The sequence below is a fragment of the Acidovorax benzenivorans genome, assembly GCF_028680575.1.
Lineage (GTDB): Bacteria > Pseudomonadota > Gammaproteobacteria > Burkholderiales > Burkholderiaceae_C > Acidovorax > Acidovorax benzenivorans.
Genome location: NZ_JAPCKI010000009.1, coordinates 1 through 16,458, shown reverse-complemented (window position 1 = coordinate 16,458; position 16,458 = coordinate 1). Strand labels below are relative to the sequence as shown.

The following is a 16,458-nucleotide window of genomic DNA, read 5'->3' as shown; positions in this document are numbered from 1 at the left end:
ATTCGCGCCTTCCCTCCCGGAGACTTGGGTGAGTGGTTTAAACCAGCAGTCTTGAAAACTGCCGACGGGCAACCGTCCGTGAGTTCGAATCTCACAGTCTCCGCCAGTTCTTGGCCCAACGCATTTCTGACAAAGAAATGTGCATACACGCCAGCACAGCAACATGCCTGTTGTTGCGATATCCGCCCCCCACCGGATTCACAAGAACGGCGCTTCCCCCTAGACTGACTGTCATTTCACAGAGCCTTGCCGCATCCATGGGCAGGACGCTGAACTTCGATGCCAGCCTACTCCCGCAAGTGGCCAGCAGTTCCGCAGGGAGAATGATGTTGTCGTCCGCTATCTACGCCTCGTTCTTTTTCACGGTGGCCCTGTTGGTCACTACCGCCTACTTTTTGATGGGTGGCCTGCCCCTTCTCACGCTGAAACATGACACCCCACTGGACGCGCGGTTCGTTCGGGGTTTTTTCAACGTGTACTACCGCGCGGCGTTTTGGACGTCGCTGGGCGCGTTTGTCAGCTACATGCTCTGGGGCAGGTACCCTTTCGCCATCGGTGTGGCGGTCAATGCCTGTGTCGTCGCGCTGCTGCGCAAGCATTTGCTGCAGGCAATGCAGCAACTGGGAGCGCAAATCGAAGCGAGTGGCAGCAGCGCGATCCGCCACTTTCGCCGTGTGCACTCGGCGGCGTTGTCCGTGAACCTAGTTCAGCTGGTGGCGATAGTCTGGGGACTGCTATGGCTATCCCAGCAGCTCCGGTAGCGCCTCGACTGATTGCGTCACCACGCTCGGCCCTGCGGGCTCCCCCCTCTACCTCACCAACCCCGCACCCTGCTGCGCAATCGGGGGCAAATCTTCGGGGCGGCACACCTCTTCGCTGTGTGCCAGTCGAATCCACAGGCCGGTGCGCTTGATGATGACGTAGTCCACGCTGACCGTTCTGCCCTTGTAGAGGAATTGCGTGCCGGGTTTGTACAGGATCATTCTTGTGGTGTAGCGCGCTGCGATGGCTGGATGATGACGACATCACCAGTGCCCGCAATGGTGCCAACAGATGGGCGCTGGGGCTTTGTTGCGCAGCAAAAGACCTACGGCGCGGTCGCTTTTTCCGCACTCCGTTTTGATGCACCAGGGGTCGGCAAAAAAAAGCCCGCAGGCTGCGGGCTGAACACTTGCGCGATGCAAGCGGGAGGGATGTCGAGAGGTATCGACAGGCCAATGGTAGGTCGCGCCTCGAAGCTGGTGTGTAGGACGGCGCCGATTCCTCTGGCACAGTGCGCGCCTGTGGTAAGCACTGCGGCCCTTGGCACCGGCGCATTCAGCGGCAATGGTGCGGTCACACAGCTCGTGCCCCTGCTGCCCTGCTACCCCGTCCTCAGGTGCCATAGATCCGCGCACAGCCCCGTCCGGTGGCCTTGGCCAAGTACATCGCGGAATCGGCCTTGCGCAGGAGTTCTTCGGCCTCGGCGCCGTCGCTGGGCGACAGGACGATGCCTACGGACGCGCCGATCTGCAACGCGTGCGCTTCGATCTGGGTGGGTCGGCCCAGGGCCTGCACCAGGCGGTCGGCCAGGCGGTAGGCGCTTTCGCGGTCAGACACCCCACGTTGTAGCAGCGCAAACTCATCGCCACCCAGCCGCGCCACCAGGTCATCCTCGCGCGCAGCCTGTGTCAGTTGCCGGGCCACCCACACCAGCAACTGGTCGCCCACGGCGTGGCCGTAGCGATCGTTGACGGGTTTGAATCCATCCAGATCCACGTACAACACTGCAAAACCACGGCCCAGGCGGTGCACATCGGTGGCTGCGGCCTGCAATGCTTGCAAAAAGGCCGTGCGGTTCAACAAGCCCGTCAGGCCGTCGTGCTCTGCGACGTGGCGGATCTGCTGCTCGGCCTGCTTGCGCTGGGTGACGTCGGTGAAGGTGCGCAATGCACCGCCGCCTTTGATGGGCACGGTCTGCACCTCCAGGATGCGGCCATCGGGCCGGGGGCGGTCGTACACCTGCTGCTGATCAATCCCGCCGCTACTGTGCAGCAGCATGTCCTGAATGTCCTGGGAGGCGCCCTTGAACTCGCCCCGCGCGCGCAGGTAAGCCAGCACGTTCATCAGCGTGGGTTTGGACTCCATCAGCTCGGCGGGCAGCTCCAGCAACTCCAGCGCGCGGCGGTTGCACAGTTCGACGACGCCGGTGGCACTGATCTTGGCCACGCCCTGGTCCATGTTTTCCAGCGTGGCTTCGAGCAGGATGGACTTCTCGCGCAGTTGCGCTTCGCTATCGCGGGCGCTGCGTTCGGCCTGGGCCAGCAGACGCTGCTGGCGCTTGAATTCTGTGATGTCCACATGGGCATAGAACACCGTGCCGTCGCTGCCCTGCTTGGCGATGACGCGGCTCCAGCGGCTGCGGGGCAAAGGCACCTCAAACGGCGCCCCCGCAAAACGCATGTGCTCCTGCAAGATCGACAGGCCGTCGTAGAACGGCGCCATATCGCCCTGCCCCTCGACGGACCAGGCGTGGCGGTACACCTCGTCGAACGCTTTGCCCGCGGCAACGGCGCGGTCCGACAGGTTGTACATCTGCATGAAGGGCTGGTTGACCCACTGGATGCGCTGATCTTCGGCGCAGATCATCAGCCCATCAGGAATGCGGTCAAACAGTTCGGTGCTTTCGATCACCGGACTGCGCAGGTAGCCGGGTTCATGGATGTCGGCGCCAGCCGGTGCGGCCTGTGCGGGATGTGTGTTCTGCACCGGCAGCGCCTCGGCACGCCATACGCGCACCCGCCCCACCCCATCGATAGGCAACGAAGACACATGCACGCGCAGCCCCCGGTGCTCAAAGCTGTAGGGGCGAGTCTGCGCCCGGTGGCGCTCTACCCCGGCCGTGATGTAGCGCTCGATGTTGGGCAGCTCCTGGGCATCCAGCCGCTGGTTGTAGAAGCGGCGCAGGTTGGCCTCGTAGGGCTCGCCCTCGTGCACATACCCATCGTGCTCCGGGAAGAACTTGAAGAAGGTGCGGTTCCAGGCAATCGTGCAGTCGCTGTCGTCAAACGCACACAGCGCCACATCCAAACCATCCAGAGTGTCACCCAGAGCACGGATGAGGCGGAGGCGGGAATCGTCAGGCATGGTCAGGAGGTTGTATACGGCACGGTCAACACAAGCCTGTGCAACACACTGGCCCAAGTGGCACAGGGTCTACCACCGCCGACGCGCAACGCCGGTCGCTCCATTGTGCGGAACCGGCCTTACAACAAACCGTCTGGACGCTCTGGCCAAGCCAAAGGCTGCTGGTTATGTTGTCTCGGTGCGACAACCTCTTGATGCAAGTCAAAATTGCGCCGGAACTGAATCGGGTACCGCTCACATCCTCGTTACGGCTGGAAACCGGTCCACACCGCGACAGCCCCCCAGTGACGCCTGCGTTCCGCTATGGTGGGCGTTTTGCACTCAGGAGCCAGCCACCATGATGAAGAAAAGCACCTCTTTCACCGTCGCCTGCTGCCTGGCCTGGGGAATGGCCATCACCGGTTGTGCAGGTTACGGACAAACACCGGCGCAACCCGCCAGCCCGGCACCTGCAGGCGCGACGCCAGGAGGCATGTGCAACGCCCAGCCTGCCCAGTTTGCCGTGGGGCAAAACAGCACGGCATCGGTCGTGGAGTCGGCACGGCAGCGCTCGGGCGCCCAGACGGCGCGCATCCTGCGCCCGGGGCAGATCATCACCAAGGAATATGACACCCAGCGGCTTAACCTGGAGGTGGACGGCAATGGCCGCATCATGGCGGCAAAGTGCGGCTGAGCTGGCCCCAAGCTGCGGACGGGCCTGAAAGCTTGTTGCCGATCTCGCAGGGAGTCGCCAACAGGCATCTTCTGATGGTGCCTCGGTCAGTCCGCCAGAAACAGCTCCTGCAGATCGCTCAGAAAGTCAAAGCCCCGCTCGGTTGGTCGCACGCGCGCCATGTCGCGCTCGATCAGGCCCTTGCGTTCGGCGGCCTCCAGGCCCTTGGCGATGGCGGTCAACGGCAGGCCCGTGCGGGCCATGAAGTCCTGCAGCGCAAAGCCCTCGCGCAGGCGCAGGGCGTTGAGCATGTACTCAAACGGCAGGTCGGCGCGGCGCACCTCGTCGTCCTGCGCCACGGCATGGCCGGCCAGGGCGTTGTCCATGTAGCGCGACGGGTCGCGGAACCGCACCTGCCGCACCACCCGATGGGCAAAACTCAGCTTGCTGTGCGCGCCCGCGCCAATGCCCAGGTAGTCGCCAAACTGCCAGTAGTTGGTGTTGTGGAAACACTGGTGGCCTGGCTGCGCGTAGGCAGATATTTCATAGCGTGCCATACCGGCCTGACCCGTCATCTCGGTGATGCGGTCGAGCATGGCGTAGGCCTGGTCGTCCTCGGGGATGGACGGGGGGAACTTGGCGAAATAGGTGTTGGGCTCGATGGTGAGGTGGTAGATGGAGATGTGCGGCGGCTTGAGGGCCAGCGCCGTCAACAGGTCCTGCTCAAGCTCTGGCTGCGTCTGGCCCGGCAGCGCATACATGATGTCGAGGTTGAAAGTGTCAAACGACGCGGCGGCTTCCTCCACCGCTGCCAGGGCTTGCGCGCGATCATGCACGCGGCCCAGGGCTTTGAGGTGCTGGTCGTTGAAGCTCTGCACCCCCACCGACAGGCGCGTGACACCCGCCGCGCGGAAGGCACGGAAGCGGTCTTTCTCGAACGTGCCGGGGTTGGCCTCCAGCGTGATCTCGCAGTCCGGTTCCAGCCTCAGGCGGGCGCGGATGTCGCCGATCAGCCGGTCGATGGCCGCTGGCGAAAACAAGCTGGGCGTGCCCCCACCGATGAAGATGCTGTGCACCGTGCGGCCCCAGATCAAAGGCAGCGCAGCCTCCAAATCGGCCATCAGGGCGTCGATGTAGCGCTGCTCTGGCACCTCGCCACCGTTGCCGCCCGCGCGGAATTCGTGCGAGTTGAAGTCGCAGTACGGACACTTCTTCAGACACCAGGGCAGGTGCACATACAGCGACAGCGGCGGCAGGCTGGGCAGCTGCAGCAGGCCTGGGCGCATGTAGTGCTGGATGTCGCGCACCACGGCGGGTTCCGCCTCTGCCTGCGGGGTGATCGGGATGTGGGCCACGTTCTTGTCGCCCCTTCTACAGCCAGCGCTCGCGCATCAGCGCCAGCATCTGCGCGGCCGAGCGGCCCCGGTGGCTGTGGGCGTTTTTCACCTCCACAGGCAGCTCGGCAAAGGTCTTGCCGAACTCTGGGATGAACATCACAGGGTCGAAACCAAAGCCGTTGCTGCCCCGGGGTTCGGTGGTGATCTCGCCCACCACGCGGCCCACGGCAATCAGCGGCTCCGGGTCTTGCGGGCTGCGCACAGCGACGAGGGTGCTGACCATGGCGGCGCGGCGGTTGGTCACGCCCTGCAATTGCTCCAGCAAGGCGCGCACATTGTTGTCGTCGCTTTTTTCGTAGCCGAACTGGGTGCAGTAGTAGGCGGTGTCCACGCCCGGCAGCCCGCCAAAGGCATCCACGCACATGCCCGCATCGTCGGCCAGCGCGGGCAGGCCGGTGTGCTCGGACGCAAACCGCGCCTTGGCCAGTGCGTTCTCGACAAAGGTACGAAAAGGCTCTTCGGCCTCGCCCACGCCCAGGTCGGCCTGGCGCACCAGTTCCACGCCCAGGGGCGCAAACATGGCCTGCAATTCGGCCAGTTTGCCGCGGTTGTTGGATGCAAGAACAATTTTCATGATCAGAATGGCCGCAGGCGCACTATTTATATGTGCCTACAGCTATCAATTAAGGAGTGTTTTGCAGGGCCTGCTGTTGCATTTGCACCAGCTGAGCGATGCCGCGCTCGGCCAGCCCCAGCAGCTGGTCCATCTCTGCACGGGTAAAGGCCACGCCCTCGGCCGTGCCCTGCACCTCCACATAGTGGCCCGCGCCGGTCATCACCACGTTCATGTCGGTGTCGCAGTCCACGTCTTCCACGTACTCCAAGTCGAGCAGCGGCGTGCCCTGCACGATGCCCACCGATATCGCCGCCACGGGCTGCAGTAGCGGCGACTGGGTGATCTTGCCGTTGGCCAGCAGCTGGTTGACCGCATCCTGCGCCGCCACCCAGGCACCCGTGATGGCGGCGGTGCGGGTGCCGCCATCGGCCTGGATCACATCGCAGTCGAGCTGGATGGTGCGCTCGCCCAGCAGCTTCAAGTCAAACACCGCACGCAGCGAGCGACCGATCAGGCGCTGGATCTCCTGCGTGCGGCCGGTCTGCTTGCCCCGCGCGGCCTCGCGATCGCTGCGGGTGTGGGTGGCGCGGGGCAGCATGCCATATTCGGCCGTCACCCAGCCTTCGCCGCTGCCGCGCTTGTGTGGGGGCACGCGCTCTTCCACCGAGGCTGTACAGAGCACCTTGGTGTTGCCAAACTCGATCAGCACCGAGCCTTCGGCGTGCATGGTGTAGTGGCGGGTGATGCGCACTGGGCGCAGCTGGTCAGCGGCGCGGTCGCTGGTACGGATAAAGGTGGTCATGTGATTCTCTGTGTCAGGGAAGCCGCCCACCTGCGCCGTACGGAGGGCGAAGGAAGGCGAAAAGAACTCGGTTCAATGCATCCGCACGAAGGAAGTCCGGATGTAGCCCGCCGCGCCGATGGCTGTTCAGGCCTTGCGAGCAGCAGAGCGGCGAATGGCTTCGTTGATTTCGGCGATAGACCGCTCAATGGCGGCGTCGTCCAGATCATCCACCAAGCCATCGAGCGGGCCGGCCTGGATGGTGGAGGCAAACACGTCGTCGCTGATGCTGTCGGTAGACACCCCCTGGGTGGACTCGAACGCATCCGGCGTCTCCCACTCCAGGGCGACCACCGTCACGTTGTCGCTACTGTCACCGGCCTTGCGCAGTGCATCTTCCACCAGCTCAGGCACAGCGTGCGACACGGTGTTGCGGCCCAGCTGGCCAGCAATGTCTTCGTCGCTGAGGGTGCCCCACAGGCCGTCAGAGCACAACAGAATGCGGTCGCCTTGCTCCAGGTACACCGGGCCGGTGATGTCGTAAATGGGTTTGGTGGGCGAGCCCAGGCAGGTGAACAACACGTTGCGGTTGATGCGCTCCAGCCCGGGCGGTGGCGTGTTGCGCAGCTCCATGTAGGAGTGGTCCCGTGTGCGGGTCAGCAGGTCGCCATCGCGCACCATGTACAGGCGTGAATCACCGCAATGGATCCAGGTGGCCGTACCCGCCTGCAACACTGCTGCAACCAGCGTGGTGCGTGGGGTGTCCAGCATGCCTTTTTCCGTGGCGTAGCGCAGGATCTGGTGGTGCGCCGCCAGCAGAGCGCCGGACAGAAACTCCTGCACGTCCTTGAGCTGCGGCTTGGCCTGGCGCTGGAACAGCGCAGAGATGGTCTGCAGCGCGATCTGCGCGGCCACTTCGCCCTCTGGGTGGCCGCCCATGCCGTCGGCCAATACAAACAGGCCCGATTCGCGCGTGTAGCAATAGCCCATGCGGTCTTCGTTCTTCTCGCGGCCACCACGGCGGCTGATCTGGAATACCGAGAACTTCATAAGGACTCACGCAAACAAGGATGCACCTGGGCGCCATCCATGGACATGTGCCTCGCCCGAACCCGCATTGCGTGCGTCTGGTTCATTTGGGCTTGGCTCCGATACCGGTGGCTTCACCCACCTTCTGCACATTCTTCTTGGTGTCTGACACCAGGGTGTCGAGTTGCAACCGCATTTTCTCGGCCACGGTGAGCTTGGTGTAGCGGCGCTCACCCTCGCGACTGAGTTCCTTTTGCAAGGCAAACACCGACTGGGGCCGAGACAGCGGATCGAGCGCCATGCACCACTCCACCACCTCAATGAGGTTGTCAGAATACACGCCGCGCAACTTGGTCAGGGCCAGTGACAGGCGGTCCTTGTCCACCCGCTGCGGCGCCTCGTTGGGCGGAAAGCCCTGCATGCAGGCGTAGATGCAGGCGCCGATGGCATAGATGTCGGTCCACGGCCCCATCTGCGAGTCGCGCCGGTACATCTCCGGGGCAGCAAATCCGGGGGTGTACATGGGGCGGATGAAGTTGCCCTCTTTGCTCAGCACCTCGCGCGCGGCACCAAAGTCGATCATCACCGCCTTGTTGTCGTCGGTAATGAAAATGTTGGCGGGCTTGATGTCCAGGTGCAGCATCTTGTGCTGGTGCACGATGCGCAGCCCACGCAGCACCTCGTCAAACAGCGAGCGGATGGTGGACTCTCGGAACACCTTCTGCGTCTTGAGGTCGCGCGCGGTGATGATGAAGTCCTGCAGGGTCCCGCCCTCCAGGTAGTTCATCACCATGTAGACGGTTTCGTTCTCGCGGAAGAAGTTGAGCACGCTGACCACCGATGCGTGCGAGATTTGGGCCAGTGAGCGCCCTTCTTCAAAGAAGCTTTTGAGCCCCAGGCGATACAGCGAGAGCTTTTCTGACGGCACCTTCGGAAGCAGCTCGCCAGGAGCGCGGGTGGCCAGGGACGAGGGAAGGTACTCCTTGATGGCCACTTGCTGGCCTTCGGCGTCGAGGGCCAGATAGACCACACCAAAACCACCGGAGGACAACCGGCGCACCACACGGTAGCCGCCAATCGCGGTATCGGGCGGCAAGGGGGCCGGTTTGATTTTTGACATATTTTGCGAAGATGACTCGGGGGTAGGGCGGAACCCGGATAATCGCCGGATCGCAAGCAACCATCAAAAAGTCCAATGCCAGTTTACAGCATGACCGGATACGCCAGCGCACAGCATGGCGCATCTGCCACTGGCGCTGAAACCGACGCCCGCGCCCCCCAGACGCGCAGGCTGGGACTGGAAATCCGATCCGTCAACAGCCGCTTTCTAGACCTGTCGTTCCGCCTGCCCGACGAGCTGCGCGCCATGGAACCCACGCTGCGCAGCCTACTTACGGCACGCCTGAAGCGTGGCAAGGTCGAAGTGCGAGCCGCCCTCGATTCAGACGACAACAACAGTCTGCAAGACCCGCCCGCACGGTTGTTGCAGCGGCTCAACTCGCTGCAAGACTCGGTCAAGGCTTGGCTGCCCACGGCCGCCCCCCTTACCGTAGCTGACGCGCTGCGCCTGTGCGCCAATGCGCACTCTGGCACCGAGGACTGGAGCGAGGCCATCCCTGCTCTGGCCGAAGAAGCCCTGACCGCCTTGCTGGCCGCCCGCGAACGCGAGGGCAAGCGTCTGGCGACGATGCTGCTGGACCGCGTCAAGCAGCTGCGCGCCTTGGCCGAACAAGCCGTACCCATGGTTCCGCTGCTGGTGGAGCAGCAACGCCTGCGCTTCATGGAACGCTGGAAAGAGGCCATGGCCCTCACCGACGGCGCCACCCTGCCCGAGGCTGCCCGTGACCGCGCCTTGACCGAAGCCACAGCGTTTGCCATCCGCATCGACGTGGCAGAAGAGATCACGCGGCTGGATTCGCACCTGGATGAAATCGAGCGCCTGCTGAAAAAAGGTGGCGAAGTGGGCAAACGCCTGGATTTCCTGATCCAGGAGTTACACCGCGAAGCCAACACGCTGGGCTCCAAGTCTGCCGCCCTGGACCTGACGCGCATCAGCGTGGACATGAAGGTGCTGATCGAGCAGATGCGCGAGCAAGTGCAAAATATCGAATAAAACTCATTTTTTGATAGCGCCTGGCGCACATCAACCATGGACTATCCAGGAAACCTTATCGTAGTGGCGGCCCCCAGTGGTGCCGGCAAGTCCAGCCTGGTCAAGGCCTTGCTGGAGCTGGACTCGCATGTCCACCCCTCCATCTCTCACACCACCCGTGCGCCCCGCGGCCAGGAAAAGCATGGCCGCGAATACTTCTTCGCGTCGGAGTCCGAGTTTGACGCCATGGTGCAAGGCAATGCGTTTGTCGAATGGGCCCATGTGCACGGCAACCGCTATGGCACATCCAAGAAGGCCATCGAAGAACGCATTGCCCAAGGCTCGGATGTGATTCTGGAAATCGACTTCCAGGGTGCGCTGCAGATCAAACAGGCCTTTGCCAATGCGGTGCTGGTGTTCATCCTCCCCCCCAGTTGGGAAGAGCTGCGCTCAAGACTGGAGCGCCGGGGCGAAGACTCTGCAGACGTCATTGAGGTGCGCCTCAAAAACGCGGCTACTGAGATGGCCGAGGTCAGCAAATTCGACTTCGTTATAATCAATGAGTTGTTTGAGCGCGCGCTTTTCGACCTGAAAGCCGTAGTTCACGCCCAGCGACTCAAGTACGCCGCCCAGCGCCGCGCCCGTGCTGACACCTTCCAGTCGCTCAATATCACCTGAATCCCCGGAGTAAACGATGGCACGCATCACCGTAGAAGACTGTCTGGAAAAGATCCCCAACCGCTTCCAGCTTGTGTTGGCCGCCACGTACCGCGCCCGCATGCTGAGCCAGGGCCACGCCCCCCGCATCGAAAGCCGCAACAAGCCCGCCGTGACCGCCTTGCGCGAAATCGCCGAAGGCAAAGTGGGCCTGGAGATGCTCAAGAAGGTTCCCGGTTGAACGTCTTTCTGGGCAACGCCCACCCCAAAGCACCGCGCCAGCGGTGCTTTTTTTTGCCCGGAAGTCCTCTGGCGCAGTCCCGCGCTACATTTAAGGCATGAACGCGGTGCTCAATTCACCTTCTGCAACGCAGCCCCGGCCGGGTGAACCGTCCCCGACAGGCAATCTCTCGGCAGCCGCTGCGGCCGCCAATGCGGCTGCGGCCAGCTTCGCCGCACTGACCGACAGCTTGGACTACCTAGATGCCGTCAGCATCGAGCAGGTGCGCCAGGCATACCGTTTTGCCGACGAAGCCCACCTGGGGCAACTGCGCAACAGCGGTGAGCCCTACATCACCCACCCCATTGCAGTGGCCGCACAGTGTGCGGAGTGGAAGCTGGACGCCCAGGCCCTGATGGCAGCGCTACTGCACGACGCCATGGAAGACTGCGGCGTGACCAAAGCCGACCTGATCGATCGGTTTGGAGCCCCGGTGGCCGAACTGGTGGACGGTCTTACCAAACTGGACAAACTGCAGTTCAACACCCGCGAAGAGAACCAGGCCGAGTCGTTTCGCAAAATGCTGCTGGCCATGGCGCGTGATGTGCGCGTCATCCTCATCAAACTGGCTGATCGCACCCACAACATGCGCACGCTGTCGGATATGCCGCGCAGCAAGTGGGGCCGCATCTCGTCCGAAACGCTGGAAATCTATGCACCCATCGCCCACCGCCTGGGCCTGAACCAGACCTACCGCGAACTGCAGGATCTGGCCTTCCGGCATCTGCACCCCTGGCGCTACGCCACTCTGGCCAAGGCGGTCAACAAATCCAGGAACCGTCGGCGCGATCTGGTTCAAAAGGTACAGGTCGAAGTGGATGCCGCCTTCTCCAAGATCGGCATGAAGGTGCGGCTTGCCGGCCGTGAAAAAACGCTCTATGCCATCTATCAGAAGATGGACCTCAAGCACCTGAGCTTTGCCCAGGTGACAGACATCTACGGCTTTCGGGTCATCGTGCCGACAGTGACCGACTGCTACACCGCCCTGGGCGTGCTGCACCAGATGTACAAGCCAGTGCCTGGCAAGTTCAAGGACCATATTGCCATTGCCAAGCTCAACGGCTACCAGTCACTGCACACCACCCTGGTAGGCCCCTCGGGCGTGAACATCGAGTTCCAGATGCGCACCGATGAAATGCACGTGATTGCCGAAGCTGGTGTGGCAGCGCACTGGCTGTACAAAGCCCAGGATGGGGAAGGCACCGCTGCCGAGCGCCTTGGAACCAAGTGGCTGCAATCGTTGCTGGACATCCAGAACGAAACCCGGGATGCGGCAGAGTTCTGGGACCACGTCAAGGTGGATCTGTTCCCCGATGCGGTCTACGTCTTTACGCCCAAAAGCCAGATCATGGCGTTGCCGCGTGGCGCCACCGTGGTGGACTTTGCCTACGCCATTCACAGCAATGTGGGCGACCGCACCACGGCAGCCAAAATCAACAACGAGCAGGTCCCGCTGCGCACCGAACTTAAGAACGGGGACGTGGTGGAAATCATCACCGCCCCCGTCTCCACACCCAACCCCGCTTGGCTGGGCTTTGTGCGTACGGGCCGTGCCCGCTCCAAGATTCGCCACTACCTCAAAACCTTGGCCCAAACAGAGTCTGAGGGGCTGGGAGAAAAGCTGTTGACCCAAGCCATTCGCGCCGAAGGCTTGGAGCAGTTGCCCCCCGTCAACGCAGAGACGCAACCGCTGTGGGACAAACTGTTGCGGTTCACCGGCAACCGCTCGCGCAGCGAGCTGATGACCGACCTGGGCTTGGGCAAGCGCATTGCCAGCATCGTAGCCAAGCGGCTCATGGTTCTGATGTCTGAGCACGGACACCGCCCAGATGCCCTGCTCATGACCCGCGAGCGCTACACATCACACGAAACCCTGTCGCAAGGCGCTGTGACCCTGGACGGTAGCGAGAACGCCTCCGTGCAATACGCCACCTGCTGCCGCCCGGTGCCGGGCGACAGCATCGTAGGTTATCTGGGCCGCGGCGAGGGGCTGGTGGTCCACAACGCTCATTGCAGCGTCGCCAAGCGACTGCAACACAAAGACAGCGAACGGTTCATTGCTGTGGACTGGTCGGACGAGCCCACCCGCATGTTCGAGACGGGCGTTGTCGTTACGGTGAACAACGGCAAAGGGGTGCTGGCACGTGTGGCAGCAGAGCTTGCCAATTCAGAGGCCGACATCACCCATGTGGACATGGATGATGAAGCTGCTTTGGACACTACGGACCTGCGGTTCATCGTGGCGGTACGCGACCAGGCCCATCTGGAGCTGGCACTGCGCAACCTGCGCCGCACGCAGGCTGTGCTGCGCGCTGCCCGGATCACGCCACAACCCTAACGCACCGGAACTGCACATCAAGTCCCGGGATCACTGAAGGTGGGGTGCGGGCCGTCACTGTTTGCAATGGCTACGCTACGGCGCCACGGGGTGGGTATTGCACCGCCACCACCTCGAGATGGCGCGCCCCGCCTGGTGTTGGTAACTGCACTTCATCACCGACACGGGCCTTCAGCAGTGCCCGGGCAACAGGTGAAATCCAGCTGACCTGCCCCATGCGGCTGTCGGCCTCGTCGATGCCCATGATGGTGATCGTGCGCTCACCATCCTCGTCGTCCGAGTAGGTCACGGTAGCCCCAAAAAAGACTTGTTCGCTACCCGCGTGCAAACTGGGGTCCACAACCTCGGCGATCTCCAGCCGCTTGGTCAAGAAACGGATGCGCCGATCAATCTCGCGCAAGCGCTTCTTGCCGTAAAGATAGTCGCCGTTCTCAGACCGATCTCCGTTGCTGGCGGCCCAGTGCACCACATCCACGATCTTTGGCCGCTCGTTGTCGATAAGGTCCAACAACTCCCCCCTCAGACGCGCATACCCGGACGGCGTGATGTAATTTTTGCCACCCGGCGGCAAAGGAGGCAATGCCAACCCCTCGTCATCGTCGGCACCGTCTGTTTCCTTGGTAAAAGCCTTGCTCATCGCCAGAACTCTCCAATCGGCGCAATACGCCTGGACAAATGAAAAAGCCTGCAATCTCGCGATTGCAGGCTTTAAACATTGGTGCGGCTGGCAGGAATCGAACCCACGACCCCTTGGTTCGTAGCCAAGTACTCTATCCAGCTGAGCTACAGCCGCTAAGCTTTGAATTATAGCATGATTTTTTGGCGACCCTCAAAATCTGCTTTCTTCCTGATTGCATCCCTATTCAGAGACATTCAACCAGCCAGTCAATTCAGCGCAAGCCGAGATTGTAATGCACTCTGAGGGCTCCAAAAACAAACGGAGTGATTTGAATGACAAAACACGTCGTTTGTTGGTCCACCCAGCAAGCGAGGGTGGTAGGGCGTGTTGGACTTGAACCAACGACCAAAGGATTATGAGTCCTCTGCTCTAACCAACTGAGCTAACGCCCCAAGCCATGCTCCAGCGCTATACAACGGGGCAAGCGCCGTATTGTAGGGGCTTACTTGCGATGACTGAGGGCGTTGGACACCAGCTTGGAGGTGATGTCCACGATCTGAATCATGCGATCGTAGGGCATGCGCGTAGGGCCTATCACCCCCAGCGTTCCCACCACCTTGCCATCGACCTCGTAGGGAGAGCTCACAATCGAAAGCTCTTCAAATGGCACCACCTGGCTCTCTCCACCGATGTAGATGCGCACCCCCTCGGCCTGGCTGGAAATGTCCAGAAGGCGAAGAATCTGTGTCTTCTGCTCGAACAAGTCGAATGCCCTGCGCAGATTGCCCATATCACTGGAGAAGTCGCTGACTGACAGGAGGTTGCGCTCACCTGAAATCACCACCTCATCCTGCGCCTCGGAACCCACGTTGACCGCAGCCTGCATGAGCGATGCGATCTCTCCACGCAGCACATCGACCTCGGACTTCAGGCGCTCTCGCACCCGCTCCATCGCAAGCCCCGCGTAATGCGCATTCAGAAAGTTGGAAGCCTCCACCAGTTGTGACTGCGAGTGGTCCACCTCAGTAAAGATCACACGATTCTGTACGTCGCCCTCCGGAGACACGATGATGACCAGAAACCGCTTTTCAGAGAGTCGCAGAAACTCGATGTGGCGAAATACCGAGGTGCGCCGAGGCGCCATGACCACACCGACGAACTGAGAGAGGTTGGACAGCAGCTGCGCGGCGTTTGCAATGACCTTTTGGGGCTGCTCTGGGGCCAGTTGTGGCGGCATGACAGACTCTCGCTGCACCGTCAACATGGTGTCCACAAACAATCGGTATCCACGCGCGGTAGGAATACGGCCAGCAGAAGTATGTGGACTCGCAATCAACCCCAACTCTTCGAGGTCCGCCATGACGTTTCGGATCGTGGCTGGCGACAAATCCAGCCCAGACGCACGAGAAAGGGTCCGGGAGCCCACGGGCTGCCCATCAGCGATGTAACGCTCGACCAGGGCTTTGAGCAACAACTTGGCACGGTCATCGAGCATGGAATGATTTTACTTTTGTAATCGTGTTTTGGCCCAGCGGCCTAGGCCCCAGCCTCCGAGGCGGTGGAGATGGTCACGCAAGCTGCTGAGCAGCCCGCCGAGCATATCCGCCAGATTGGGCTGGTCGTACAAGGAGGAGCGCCAACGCGGGGCGACCTGGGCCACATCTTCGTCAGATATGGCACGCTTTCAGCGCCACATTTTGGCCTCCCGTTGACAGGGAGGTTACACCCACCTTCTGCTCAGGGCCCGCTAGCGTCCCTTTCCGTGGGGCAGAATCCGGCCAACAGCGGACCTCCAGAGTTATGAAAAGCAGAATCATGTACATCGAGGCGAAGACCGGCGGGCTGACTGGTCCTGCTCGAATCGGCCGCGTGACTGCGTCGAAGTCAGGAGCGACTCTGTACTACCAAGGCAAAGCGTTTCAGAGCCTCAAAGGCACTGGATTTAAGTCAAACTACTTTGACGTCGAGACTGGTGAACACTATTGGATATCTGGTCCGCGTCGAGATGGTAGAGACGCACTCTATGCGACAAATATTCAGCCAGACATTGATGCGGACGTGGCCGACGAGTACTGGGCAGAGATCCGGCAGCAACCAATGTCCCGGCGGTCGTAGTACGGTTTCCGAATTTCCACTTTGGTTCCGCTAGCAACTCCGCTTAGCGACAGGGCCCGGCCAGAAGCGGACATAGGCGTCATATGGAATTTTTGAGTGCTCCCAGAATTCTTCCCGGACTACCTGGAGTGGGCAATTTCCCGCACCAATTCAGTGCGACCGGACAAGGTAAGCATCGCGAGGGTCTGGTCGTAGAGTTTTGCGCGGACGAAAGCCGCTGCTGGGTTGGAAATTTCCAGCCAGGGCTCACGAAGTTTTCAGCCGTCTTCGCGGATGGAAAGGGACTTGAAGCAAATGTGCTGGCAGGCGGCCAAGGTTACAGGGTGAACACGGTGACCGGGGAGCTACTTGAGGAGTTCGGGGGTGACATTGAGTCTGCTTTGGAAGTACCGAGCACTGGATGTCTGCTGCTTTGCAGTCCCACAGACTTTGAACTTCGACAAAGGGGCGGGGGCGTCGTTTGGCGCTCGCGCCGCATCTCTTGGGATGGCTTCCGCGATCTATCCCTTCATGGCGGTGAGTTGAGAGGCGAAGCGTGGATGTTCGACGACACATGGCACCCCTTTACCATTTTTCTTGCAACTGGAGCAGTTGAAGGTGGCTCGTACTACGAAGCGCAGCAGGTGGAAGAAAGATGAGCGTTTGGGACTTGCGCAGGCGTCTGCTTAGGGCCCTGCCCCGACGTTGGACAACACACCTCCAATAGCTGCCGTTCATTCGCTACCCGCTGCCTAACAGGCCAATACCTACTGGCTGAGTGCCTGGGCCCTGATTGATAGCGAGCTATAGTTTGCCTCGTTGACGCCTGCGGGGTTT

The 16,458-nt window shown here is 61.5% G+C and carries 16 protein-coding genes and 3 tRNA genes; 8 read left to right on the top strand and 11 right to left on the bottom strand.

What is annotated here, in order from left to right; all coding sequences use genetic code 11:
• Positions 1 to 18 precede the first annotated feature (18 nt).
• Positions 19 to 106, top strand: a tRNA-Ser gene (locus tag OIN59_RS15960).
• 220 nt (positions 107 to 326) lie between these two features.
• Positions 327 to 761 carry a hypothetical protein gene (locus tag OIN59_RS15955; RefSeq protein ID WP_274112185.1) on the top strand — a complete coding sequence of 145 codons (435 nt, stop codon included), beginning with the start codon at positions 327 to 329 and terminating at the stop codon, positions 759 to 761.
• Positions 762 to 809: 48 nt separating this feature from the next.
• Here OIN59_RS15955 and OIN59_RS15950 read toward each other — a convergent pair whose 3' ends face one another.
• Both OIN59_RS15950 and OIN59_RS15945 read right to left on the bottom strand, forming a co-directional pair.
• Complete coding sequence (locus OIN59_RS15950) at positions 810 to 983, bottom strand: hypothetical protein (protein WP_274112062.1); 174 nt, start codon at positions 981 to 983, stop codon at positions 810 to 812.
• 391 nt (positions 984 to 1,374) lie between these two features.
• Positions 1,375 to 3,126 carry a sensor domain-containing diguanylate cyclase gene (locus OIN59_RS15945; protein ID WP_274112060.1) on the bottom strand — a complete coding sequence of 584 codons (1,752 nt, stop codon included), beginning with the start codon at positions 3,124 to 3,126 and terminating at the stop codon, positions 1,375 to 1,377.
• Positions 3,127 to 3,514: 388 nt separating this feature from the next.
• Between OIN59_RS15945 and OIN59_RS15940 the strand changes: the two genes are divergently transcribed.
• Positions 3,515 to 3,799 carry an I78 family peptidase inhibitor gene (locus OIN59_RS15940; protein ID WP_274112184.1) on the top strand — a complete coding sequence of 95 codons (285 nt, stop codon included), beginning with the start codon at positions 3,515 to 3,517 and terminating at the stop codon, positions 3,797 to 3,799.
• A gap of 86 nt (positions 3,800 to 3,885) precedes the next feature.
• Here the strand turns inward: OIN59_RS15940 and hemW are convergent, their stop codons facing one another.
• From hemW to OIN59_RS15915, 5 genes are all read right to left on the bottom strand, one after another.
• Positions 3,886 to 5,133, bottom strand: coding sequence for a radical SAM family heme chaperone HemW (gene hemW / locus OIN59_RS15935; protein ID WP_274112058.1), 1,248 nt, complete (start codon positions 5,131 to 5,133; stop codon positions 3,886 to 3,888).
• Between the two features lie 16 nt (positions 5,134 to 5,149).
• Entirely contained in the window at positions 5,150 to 5,749 is a 600-nt protein-coding gene (gene rdgB / locus OIN59_RS15930) for an RdgB/HAM1 family non-canonical purine NTP pyrophosphatase (protein WP_056641312.1), read from the bottom strand.
• Positions 5,750 to 5,798: 49 nt separating this feature from the next.
• Positions 5,799 to 6,533: a ribonuclease PH gene (gene rph, locus OIN59_RS15925; protein WP_274112055.1), complete on the bottom strand. Its 735-nt coding sequence runs from the start codon at positions 6,531 to 6,533 to the stop codon at positions 5,799 to 5,801.
• 126 nt (positions 6,534 to 6,659) lie between these two features.
• The gene (locus tag OIN59_RS15920; RefSeq protein WP_274112053.1) at positions 6,660 to 7,562 is read right to left on the bottom strand and encodes a PP2C family protein-serine/threonine phosphatase; all 903 of its coding nucleotides are present in this window, start codon (positions 7,560 to 7,562) and stop codon (positions 6,660 to 6,662) included.
• Between the two features lie 82 nt (positions 7,563 to 7,644).
• Positions 7,645 to 8,661: a serine/threonine protein kinase gene (locus OIN59_RS15915; protein ID WP_274112051.1), complete on the bottom strand. Its 1,017-nt coding sequence runs from the start codon at positions 8,659 to 8,661 to the stop codon at positions 7,645 to 7,647.
• A 75-nt stretch (positions 8,662 to 8,736) separates the two neighbouring features.
• On the opposite strand from OIN59_RS15915, the gene OIN59_RS15910 reads away from it, so the two are divergent.
• The 4 genes from OIN59_RS15910 to OIN59_RS15895 all read left to right on the top strand — a co-directional run bounded on the left by OIN59_RS15910 (position 8,737) and on the right by OIN59_RS15895 (position 12,908).
• Positions 8,737 to 9,654 carry a YicC/YloC family endoribonuclease gene (locus tag OIN59_RS15910; protein ID WP_274112049.1) on the top strand — a complete coding sequence of 306 codons (918 nt, stop codon included), beginning with the start codon at positions 8,737 to 8,739 and terminating at the stop codon, positions 9,652 to 9,654.
• Between the two features lie 36 nt (positions 9,655 to 9,690).
• Positions 9,691 to 10,311, top strand: coding sequence for a guanylate kinase (gene gmk / locus OIN59_RS15905; protein ID WP_274112047.1), 621 nt, complete (start codon positions 9,691 to 9,693; stop codon positions 10,309 to 10,311).
• Positions 10,312 to 10,327: 16 nt separating this feature from the next.
• Entirely contained in the window at positions 10,328 to 10,531 is a 204-nt protein-coding gene (rpoZ, locus tag OIN59_RS15900) for a DNA-directed RNA polymerase subunit omega (protein ID WP_005794722.1), read from the top strand.
• A gap of 97 nt (positions 10,532 to 10,628) precedes the next feature.
• Positions 10,629 to 12,908, top strand: a complete 2,280-nt coding sequence (locus tag OIN59_RS15895; protein WP_274112033.1) for a RelA/SpoT family protein — start codon at positions 10,629 to 10,631, stop codon at positions 12,906 to 12,908.
• Between the two features lie 70 nt (positions 12,909 to 12,978).
• Here the strand turns inward: OIN59_RS15895 and greB are convergent, their stop codons facing one another.
• The 4 genes from greB to hrcA form a co-directional block, all read right to left on the bottom strand.
• Positions 12,979 to 13,545 (bottom strand): transcription elongation factor GreB, encoded by a 567-nt coding sequence (gene greB, locus OIN59_RS15890; RefSeq protein WP_274112031.1) that lies wholly within the window; start codon positions 13,543 to 13,545, stop codon positions 12,979 to 12,981.
• 79 nt (positions 13,546 to 13,624) lie between these two features.
• Positions 13,625 to 13,701: transfer RNA gene (locus OIN59_RS15885), tRNA-Arg, on the bottom strand.
• A gap of 201 nt (positions 13,702 to 13,902) precedes the next feature.
• Positions 13,903 to 13,979: transfer RNA gene (locus tag OIN59_RS15880), tRNA-Ile, on the bottom strand.
• 50 nt (positions 13,980 to 14,029) lie between these two features.
• Entirely contained in the window at positions 14,030 to 15,022 is a 993-nt protein-coding gene (gene hrcA, locus OIN59_RS15875) for a heat-inducible transcriptional repressor HrcA (RefSeq protein WP_274112030.1), read from the bottom strand.
• 703 nt (positions 15,023 to 15,725) lie between these two features.
• Between hrcA and OIN59_RS15870 the strand changes: the two genes are divergently transcribed.
• Entirely contained in the window at positions 15,726 to 16,280 is a 555-nt protein-coding gene (locus OIN59_RS15870; RefSeq protein ID WP_274112028.1) for a hypothetical protein, read from the top strand.
• Positions 16,281 to 16,458: the final 178 nt, after the last annotated feature.